Origin of the sequence: Fibrella aquatilis (assembly GCF_017353255.1) — a bacterium.
In the GTDB taxonomy this organism is placed as follows: Bacteria; Bacteroidota; Bacteroidia; order Cytophagales; family Spirosomataceae; genus Fibrella; species Fibrella aquatilis.
Window position 1 is genome coordinate 86,492 of the sequence record NZ_JAFMYU010000025.1, and the last position, 10,200, is coordinate 96,691.

The 10,200-nt window shown below is 59.2% G+C and carries 2 protein-coding genes; both read left to right on the plus strand.

The window, feature by feature from the left end; translation table 11 throughout:
• The first annotated feature begins 148 nt into the window (after positions 1–148).
• Positions 149–8,647 carry a T9SS type A sorting domain-containing protein gene (locus J2I48_RS23760; protein WP_207338009.1) on the plus strand — a complete coding sequence of 2,833 codons (8,499 nt, stop codon included), beginning with the start codon at positions 149–151 and terminating at the stop codon, positions 8,645–8,647.
• Between the two features lie 18 nt (positions 8,648–8,665).
• Positions 8,666–10,108, plus strand: a complete 1,443-nt coding sequence (locus J2I48_RS23765) for a beta strand repeat-containing protein (RefSeq protein WP_207338010.1) — start codon at positions 8,666–8,668, stop codon at positions 10,106–10,108.
• The last annotated feature ends 92 nt before the right edge of the window (positions 10,109–10,200 follow it).

Genomic DNA, 10,200 nt, shown 5'->3' on the forward strand with positions numbered 1-10,200 from the left:
CTGACTTATCTTACTAATTGGTTGGTAGGATAAGTCAGCGGTTGGAACGTGCACGGCCAATGGCGGGGCTACCTCCAAAGAGGTATTGGCAAATAAAAAGCATTCGCTTTTTTTTGCGATACCTACCTATAGGTACAGTACCTCCCCTATGAGACCATTCGCTACTTGCTTTTTTACCACCGTCAGTACCCTCTTTGTCACCGCTGTACTGCTACTTGCCAGTTGGTCTGCTCAGGCCCAGATCATTCGCTACGTAACGCCCACCGGCACCTCCGCCCCAGCTTCGGCCACAACGAGTTGGGCCACCAGCACCACCGATTTGCAGGGGGCGATTAACGCCAGTGCGGCGAGCGATGAAGTGTGGGTAGCGGCAGGTAAGTATAAGCCCGGCGGCTCGGCCAACCTTGACCAGACTATCAGTTTCGCGCTGAAAAACGGCGTGACCGTGCTGGGTGGTTTTCCGGCTACGGGGTCGCCCACGATGGCGCAACGCAATCCACGTACCCACACCACGACCCTCAGCGGCGACCTCGACAACGACGGCACGTTGGCGGGCAACAGCTACCACATCTTCTTCCTACCCGACGGTCTGGGCATAAACACCTCGGCTATTCTCGACGGCTTTGAGCTAACGGGTGGCAACGCGGCCAACCTCGCCCTCATCGACACGGAGCTTCAGGCCGTGCAGGGCGGGGCCGCATATGTTGGCGACAACAGTCCGTTGTTTCAAAACTGCGTGTTTCGGGGAAACCGGGCGGGGGGCTGCGGCACCTACGGTTGTTATGGCTACGGTGGGGCCATTGGTAATTCCGGTGGCAACCCCGGATTTATCAACTGCACCTTCACGAATAACAGTACGGTTGGCGACGGAGGCCAGGGTGGGGTCGTGTACTCGAGCAATGGCTCGCCGGGCTTTACTAACTGCTCGTTTCAGGGTAATTCGTCGCAGGCGGGTGGGGTGTACTACGAAAGCAGCGTACCGATCCGGTTCATGAACTGCTCGTTTCAGGGCAACAGTTCGGTGAACGACGGCTTCGTGGGCGTGACCAACTTCATGAACTCGCCCAACACGGGGGCCACCATCACCAACAGCGTGTTCTGGAACAACGGTGGAAGTCGGGCCTTTACGTATTACGATGCCGCCCAGCCAGTCCTAAGCCACAGCCTGCTCGAACCAGGGTCAGATGCGGCGGCCCTGTTGGGACCCGGCATTCGTTACGCGTCCGCATCACCCTATACCAGCACCACCGCTACCACGCTTACTCCTTGCTCAGAAGCCATTGGCAATGCCGACGTTACCTCATACGCAACCTTATTTGGCGGGATGGCCAACGCCCCACAAACCGACGAGTTGGGTAACGCCCGCTTCCGCTCTGGCACGCTCGATATGGGCGCGCGACAATACAACGGGGCATTGACTGCCCTACTTACACTCGTGAGTCAGCCACCCGCCAGCACGGTCGCGACGGTCAACACAGCCGTGTCGGCTACGTTCAGCGTGACGAGCGTGGGAGCGATTAATTATGGGTGGTATCGGGATAACGCACTGGTATCTGGACAGACCTCGGCCACGCTGAGTATCCCCACTGTTCAGTTTACCGATACGGGGCAGTACGTGTCAGTGGCCAGCACGAGCGGCGGTTGTAGTCTCAGCAGCACGGCGTTCCAGCTCAATGTGCTGCCCGTTTACAACCTGAACATAACCGTCGCTGCCAACCCTTCATTCACCGTGACGCAGGGCACAACTACCACCCTGACAGCCTCCGGGGCGACCAGCTATACCTGGGGTGGCCCAACGGGCACGGGCTTTGTGGGCAACCCGCTAATCGTGCCGGTCAATACAACCACTGTCTTCTCTGTATCGGGCCTGACGGGCATCAACGGCGGCATTACGAGCCTGACCGTCACAACGGTTCCCGTGGCCTGTCGATCAACCATTTACGTGACCGAAAACGGCACAGGCGCACAAACCGGGGCCGACTGGGCCAACGCGATGGCGGGGCGGAACCTGCAATTGGCGATCAATGCCGCGCAAGCTTGCGGCGGGCAGGTGTGGGTGGCTTCGGGTACGTACAAACCCACGACGGACAATAACCGGGCCGTTAGCTTTTCGATGAAACCCGGCGTGGCGATTTACGGCGGCTTTGCGGGTGGGGAAACGTCACTATCGCAACGACCGGCCTTAGGCCCAAATAACGGGCAACCGTCGAGCAGTACGCTGTCGGGCGATATTGGCGTGGTGGGTACGTCGGCAGACAATAGTTTCCACGTTATTTTCAACAACCCTGGCCTAACGCCAACGTCGGTGCTCGACGGGTTTGTGGTGACGGGGGGCCGGGCCGACGTGTTTGGCGGCGGGATGTTCAACAACGGGCAGGGCGCAGGTAATATGTGCAGCCCCACGGTCCGCAACTGTTCGTTTATTGACAACGCGGCTATTTATGGCGGTGGGGTCTGGAATCAGGCGAATAACACGGGGGTGGCCAGTCCACGGTTCGAGAACACGTACTTCGAGCGCAACCTGGCCACGGCCCTTGGCGGGGCGTTCTACAACCAACCCGACCCCAGCGGCATCACGAGCGCGACGCTTATCAACTGCGGGTTTGTGAACAACTCGGCTACCGACGGCGGGGCCATCTACAACAACGGCTACAACGGCGGACGGGCGTTTCCGTTGCTGCTCAACTGCGCCTTCATCAACAACACAGCCACCCGCGGCGGAGCCATGTTTACCATCGGCTTCGGCGGTGGCCGGGCTGTAGCGACGGTGGTAAACAGTTCGTTTCATGGTAACACAGCTACAGGTAGCGGGGGAGCCATTTTTAACAGCCCCGTCAGCGGCACCGCTGGTACGGTGCTGACCAACAGCGTGCTCTGGAATAATGCGGCCGGCGGTCCGGGTGGTAGCGCCGCACTTACGCCTGCTTCGACGTTTACAGCCAACACCTCGCTGCTCGAAGCGAACGTACCCAACGGCACGGGCAACTTCGTGGCGGGTGCGTCGCCGTTTACGGCTTCCGGCAGTGTATCGCTGAACAGTTGTGCCCCGGCCATCGGCGCGGGCGATATATCCGCCTATAACGCGGCAGGTGGTCCCGGCACGGACTGGGTCGGCAATGCCCGGTTGCGTAGTGGTGTACTCGATATGGGGGCGCAACAGTTCGTGGGCACGTTGGGCGGGGCCGTTACCATCACCAGCCAACCGCCCAGCAGCCTGACCCTCAACGCGGGCGACGACGTGAGCGTGCCCATCAGCGCGAGTAGCAACGCGGCTCTTTCGTACCAGTGGTTCCGCAACGGGGCCGTGTTGAGCGGCCAAACCTCGGCCACGCTGAGTATCCCGCAAGCCCAAACAACCGATTCTGGTACGCATGTCGTTAGCGTGTCAGCTACGGGCGGGTGCAGCACCACCAGCACGGCCCTGCAACTGACCATCGCCCCGTCTAACAACCCCGTGCTGACGATCACGACCAACCCCTCGGCTACCGTCACGGCGGGGGTTATGGTCACGCTGACCGTGTCGGGGGCCACGAGCTACACCTGGGCCAACGGCACCCAGGGCAGCACGTTCGTCTTCGTGCCCACTGCAACGACGGCCATTTCGGTAATGGGCACCAACGCGCTCGGCTTTACGGGGTCAACTACCCGAACAATCACAGTGGTACCGATTCCCTGTCAGTCCATTATCTACGTAACGCCGAACGGCGCGGGTGACCAAACGGGCACGAACTGGACCAATGCCATCGCCGGGCGGAACCTGCAACCCGCCATTAACGTGGCGCAGGGCTGCGGCGCGCAGGTGTGGGTGGCTTCGGGTACGTACAAACCCACCGGAACGCCGGACCGCTCAGACGCGAACCGGGCCATTAGCTTCAGCATGCGCCCCGGCGTGAAACTATACGGCGGCTTTGTGGGCACCGAAACGACCCTCAGTCAACGCCCCGCCCTGAACCCGACGCTTGGGCAAGTGAGCAGCAGCACGTTATCGGGCGAAATTGGCGACCCCAACTCCACCACCGATAATAGCTACCACGTTATCCTCAACGGCAACGGCATCACCAATACCGATATTCTCGACGGGTTTGTGGTGAGCGGCGGCTACGCAACCGATGCGGGGGGCGGCATGTACAACAATGCCAACCAAGTTACCCTCAGCAATGCGCGGTGGGTATGCAGCCCAACCATTCGCAACGTACTGTTTACCAATAACTTCGCGCCCCTCGGCGGGGCTATTTTCAACGATTCGCGGGTGCAGGGGCGAACCAACCCGTACCTCGAAAATACATCGTTCGTGAGCAATACGGCCACGCTTGGCGGGGCGATCATGAACTTCACCTACAACTATGGCAATGCCAACTGGCGGGCCGTCAACTGCCGCTTCGAGCGCAACGTGGCGATGCAGGGCGGGGCTATTTACAGCAACGGTGACGCGGGTGGGGAAGCCAACTACGTACTTATCAATAGTGTTTTTAAAAACAACACCGCCACCACAACGGGCGGGGTGGCCTACAACTACGCCCGGTTGGTGGGCGTGGTGTCGCCCTCCTATGTAAATTGTTCATTCTTCGGCAATAGCAACGTCAACTACAACGATCAGTCGGTGGCGCAGTTCTTCACGCCGGGGACAACGTTGCCCACATTCAACAACTGCGCGTTCTGGAACAACGGGGGGGCAGGTTCGATGACCGCTTCCGGGCAGGCTCCGTTCGTCTACAACAGTTCCCTTGAACCCGGCACAACCTACATCAATGGCACGGGCAACGTGGTTGAGGTGACGAATCCGTTTAGCAGTACGGTCACCCTTCAGCTTAATCCCTGTGCCCAGGCCGTCAACCTCGCCGACCCGAATGGCTACACCGCCGTAACCGGCGGAGTGCCACCCAGCCCCACGACCGACGCGGCGGGTAATCCGCGTTATTTTAACAGCGGCCCGCTCGATGCGGGGGCGTTTGAATTGCAGCAAGCCGCCGGAGCGCGGCCTGTCATCGTGAGTCAGCCCGTTGCCGCCACGATTGTTCGCGCCCCTGCACCCATACGCCTGCCTATGAGCTCGACCAGCACGGTGGGCATGACGTACCAGTGGTACAAAAACGGCACTGTACTGTCGGGCCAAACGTCGGCTACGCTCTCGATTCCCAGCAGCCAGACGACCGATGCAGGCAGTTATTCGGTGGTTGTGACGAGCGCCGACGGGTGCAGCCTCACCAGTACGGCTAGTAACGTAACGGTGCGGGGCGAGTTTGATCTTGATATTACTGTCCTGCCATCAACCACCGTCACGTTTGGCGCGCCGACTACGCTCGTGGCATCGGGCAGCACTAGCTATACCTGGAGCACCGGGGCTACTACCGCCCAGATCGTGGACTACCCCACCGTAACAACGGTTTACTCGGTAACGGGTCGCAGCACATCGGGCATCGTGAATACTACCAGCATTACGGTTACGGTGCTGCCTCTCCCTTGCAACACCATCCTGCACGTAACCGAAACCGGGGCCGGAACGCGCGATGGCAGCAGTTGGGCCAACGCCGTGGCGGGCCAGAACCTACAGGCCGCCCTGTTTGAAAAACTGAACTGCGGCGGTGGGCAAGTCTGGGTGGCGCGGGGTACGTACAAACCCACCCAAACAACCAACCGAGCCATCTATTTTCAGGCGCTCAATGGCGTGAGTGTGTTGGGGGGTTTTGTGGGAAACGAAACCGATATCAGCCAACGCCCCGCCGTGAACCCCCGTACCGGAAACGCATCGGGGAGTATCCTGAGTGGTGAAATCGGCGACCCTAACAGCACCACCGACAACGCCTTCCACGTGGTGTTTCACCCCATCGGCACCAACTCGTCGGCGGTGCTCGATGGCTTTGTGATTACGGGCGGCTATGCACCCGACTTTGGCGGGGGTCTGCTGAACTATGCCACCTACGTATCCGGCCAGCCAACAATGGACCCCAGTATACACAACTGCTTGTTTATCAATAACTATGCCCCTCTGGGCGGGGCGGTCGCCAACGTCGATAATCGCAGCTATGCCAACGTTACGCCGACGTTCAGCAACTGCGTATTCCGACAAAATACGGCCATCAACGGCGGGGCCGTGGCGAACCTAAGTGCCGACGTAATAGGGGGGAAAGAGGGCGTTAAGGCAACCTTCACAGACTGTACATTCAGCCAGAATACCGCCCAGACCGACGGGGGTGCTGTGTATAACGCCAATAATGTGGGCCTTACGGCAGCCGGTAATGCCGAACCCCGTTTCGTGAACTGCCTGTTTCGCGACAATCAGGCCGCTAGCATGGGCGGGGCAATCCGGGTGTTTGCCTCCTTACCCAGCGTGGTGGCCCGGTCGGTGGCTGGTGGGCAGTGGATCAACTGCGGCTTTGTGGGCAACAGGGCGCAGTATGGTGGCGGGCTGGGTAGCACACAGAGCGGAGGCACCACGTTGCTGTCGTTTGTCAACAGTTCGTTTCAAAGCAACACGGCCACAGTGGCAGGCGGCGCACTCTGGGCGGGTGAGTTCAATTTTGGCTCGGCTTACCTGTATGTCATCAACAGCGCGTTTTGGGGAAATGGGGCTGGAAGTCTGGGCGCACAGAGCGGCGACAACGGCAAGATACTGGTCACAAACAGCCTTTTGGAGTCGGGCGGGGGCAATTACACCGCCACCAACAGCCTCACGGCCACCGCGTCGCCGTTTGTGAGTACAACCTCTGTCGAAACGGCGGCTTGCAGCGAAGCTGTTGGCTTGGCCGACGTGACCAGCTATACCAACGCCATTGTGGCGGGGCCAGCTACCGACCTGACGGGCAACCCGCGTTTTGTGGGGGCGCGGCTCGACGCGGGGGCGGCGCAGTATCAGGGTGTAAAAATCCTGCCGCTTGCCATCACAGCTCAACCGGTAGCCGCTACGGCTCTTTGTGTGGGTACGGCCCTGAACGTCCCCGTCAGCGTATCAGGAACGGGACCGATAACGTACCAATGGTATAAAGAGGGATTATCGTTGGGGGCGGCGCAGAGCACGTCGGCCCTGTCGTTCAGCAGCGTTCGGGTGAGCGATGCGGGTACGTATTCGGTTGTGGCAGTGGGTACGTGCAACAGCGTCACAAGCACCGCTTTTAGCTTGACGGTCAATACCTTACCAGCCCCCACGCTCCTGGCATCAGCTACGTTGACCTGTGCTAAAACCAGTTTAACGCTTACGGCGACAGGGGGTACGTCCTACTCGTTCGTCGGGACTGGTTTAGTTAGCCAAAACGCGTTGGCCGCTACGGCGGTTGTCAATGCGCCGGGTACGTATACGGTCGTGGCGGCCAATGCGGCAGGTTGTATCAGCACAACCACGACGGAGGTATTCAGCAACACCCTTGCGCCCGTGGTGGGTTTAGCCGCATCAGGTATGTTGACCTGCGCCGTTAAAAGCCTCACGCTCACTGCTACGAGCAGCGTGTCGGGTACGTCGTTCGCATTTGCCGGGCCGGGAGCATCCACTCCGGGCCTCATTAGTCAGAATGCCGTGGCGGGCACGGCGGTGGTGAACCAGTCAGGCACCTATTCGGTCACGGCGACAAACTCGGCCAACGGTTGTTTCAGTACCACCAACACAACCGTTTCCAGCAACACCACGCCCCCCACGGCTACGCTCACCGCCAGCAACGCGGCTGTATGCGCACCGGGGAGCATTACCCTAACGGCTGGCGGCGGCACAACTTACGCGTTCGCTGGGCCGAGCCTGAGCCAGAGCGGAGTTTTGACCATAGCAATTGTCTCACAATCAGGAACGTATTCGGTAGTTGTGACCAACGTGGTCGGCTGTACGGCCACGGCTACCCGCTCGGTCACGGTTAATGCCCAACCCGCCGCGCCTACGCTAACCGGAACCAACAGCCCAGTGCCGGTGAGCAGCACCCCCCTCTCGCTGACGGCCTATGCCACCGCCACGCCACCCAACATACTGGCCTTTCTGGCCACAACCGGGCCGCTTAACCCACCTAACGCCGACATCAGCCTGGCGGGGGTGCAAGCGTTTTCGGCCATTCAGACCTCGCCACAAGGCTGCACCAGCCCGGCGGCGGTCTTCAGCCTGACGGTGCTCTCACCCCTACCCCCCGCCAGTCAGACGCTCTGCCGGGGCAGTCAGGTGGTGCTACCCGTCTTGCCAGGCGGCACTCGCTACGAGTGGTACAAAAACGGGCAGACCGCCGCCAACAAGCTACTCGACGTGCTGGGCGTACAGCGGGGCACCACCGCCAGCAGCCTCACGCTGGTAAGTGTACAGACCAACGCCAGCTTCTACGCCAAGACCTTCGCCGCCGACGGCAGCTTTAGCTGGTCGGGTCCCTTTGCCCTGGTGATTGGCAACTGTGCCAACGGACGGATAGGTCAAGTGGAAAACACCCCACCATTAGCTATCAACTTAGCCCCTAACCCGTTGGAAAACAACCAGCTACAGGCTACCATAACCGGCGCAGAAGGACAGCCACTTACCGTGCAGTTAGTAGACTTACTGGGGCGTATGATTAGGCAGGAGACGTGGCAGTATACCGCTCAGAAACAATCCGTTTCATGGGAGGTCAGTGTCTTGCTACCTGGAGTATATTTACTGCAAGCCATCTCTAACAACCAACATCAGCGCGTTAAAGTCATCAAGCCCTGATCTTTTCCTTTTCTTCTCATGAAACGAATTATTCTCACGGGTATCGCACTGGCTGCTTTCGCAGCCACGTTGCAGGCGCAGAATACGTCGACGGTGAACCAAAGCGGCAACAGTCAGACCAACACCATTACGCAGACGGGCAGCAACAACCAAACCACCATCCGGCAACTCACCGGCACGGGCAGCCCCGTCAACGTAGGTAACGTGGCTACGGTGACGCAGAATGCCACGGCTACCCTACCCACCAAAAACCAGGCGTTTATTGACCAGATCAACGGGGCCGACTATAATCAGGCTACCATCACCCAAACGGTGGGGTCGGGCAATAAAGCGTTTATTGAACAGAAGGGGGGCAATGGTTTTCGCAGCGGCGGCACGGGCCTACTCATGCCAAACACGCCCCTGACAGGCGGTAACGTAGCCACCGTAACGCAGACTGGGGCCGGCAATGACCAAACGACGGTGCAGCAGAACGCCGGTGCGCTGGGCCGCAGCCAGGGCAACATGGCGCAGATTCAGCAGGTGGGCAACGTTAACCTCAGCACGGCTATTGAACAGTCTAACCTGTCGGTTGGCAACCAGGCGACCATCAGGCAGGGGGCGGTATCGGGTGGCGCAACGGGCAACCTCGCGGCGATTATTCAAAACAACGACAGCCAGAACAACCGCGCCCGCGTTGGGCAGGAAGGCGCCAACAAAAACGCCGACGTTCAGCAAAGTTTTGTGAGTAGCCAGAATAACATCCAGGTAGATCAGTTGGGTGTCAATGGCTTCGCCACTGTCTATCAAAACAATGATGCTACAGGCAATATTACTACTGTAACTCAAACTGCTGCCTCTAACGGTGGTAGTAACGCCACCGTATACCAAACTGATGTTAGCGCTTATAACGTAGCCAACATCCAGCAGGGCGGTACTACCGATGCCGCATTTATTGGTCAGACTACACAGTCCAAAAACAACGTAGGTGCCATTTTCCAGGGCGTAGGCGGTACTAATAATTCGGCGGTGATCAACCAAACGTACGCCTATGATGGCGCAGGGGCTGGCACGTCTACCTTCACGGGCAATACAGCGAACATTCAGCAAAACCTGACTACGGGTAGCACCATTGGTAACCAGGCTGAGGTAACACAGGGCTTCGCGGGGGGTATATCAACCGTGTCGGGCAACCCCGTCATCAGCGACGACAACACGGCAACTGTTGGCCAGGAAAACGACGTCAACGTAACCAAACTACAGCAGGGTGGCGTGGGCAACCAGGCTACCGTGACGCAGCGTGGTTACAGTACCTTGAAAGGCGTAAACAGCGGCATGATTATCAAAGATGTAGCCGAGCAACTGGGCAACCTCAACACGCTGAACGTAACCCAGACAGGGGCCATGGGCAACCCCGCTACCGCCAACGTCACCCAAATCGGCATCGGAAACAACGGCGTCATCACGCAGTCGGCAAACTAGAGGGAGTCTAAGGTCTAAGGTTTAATGTCTAAACGGTCCGCCGTCGCGGTTGCTTCGCTAGCTAGGCCCCTCGACTGCGCTCGGGGTGACAG

Coding starts and splice junctions, on each gene's coding strand:
- J2I48_RS23760 (WP_207338009.1), top strand. CDS start 149: ATGAGACCATTCGCTACTTGCTTTTTTACCACCGTCAGTACCCTCTTT.
- J2I48_RS23765 (WP_207338010.1), top strand. CDS start 8,666: ATGAAACGAATTATTCTCACGGGTATCGCACTGGCTGCTTTCGCAGCC.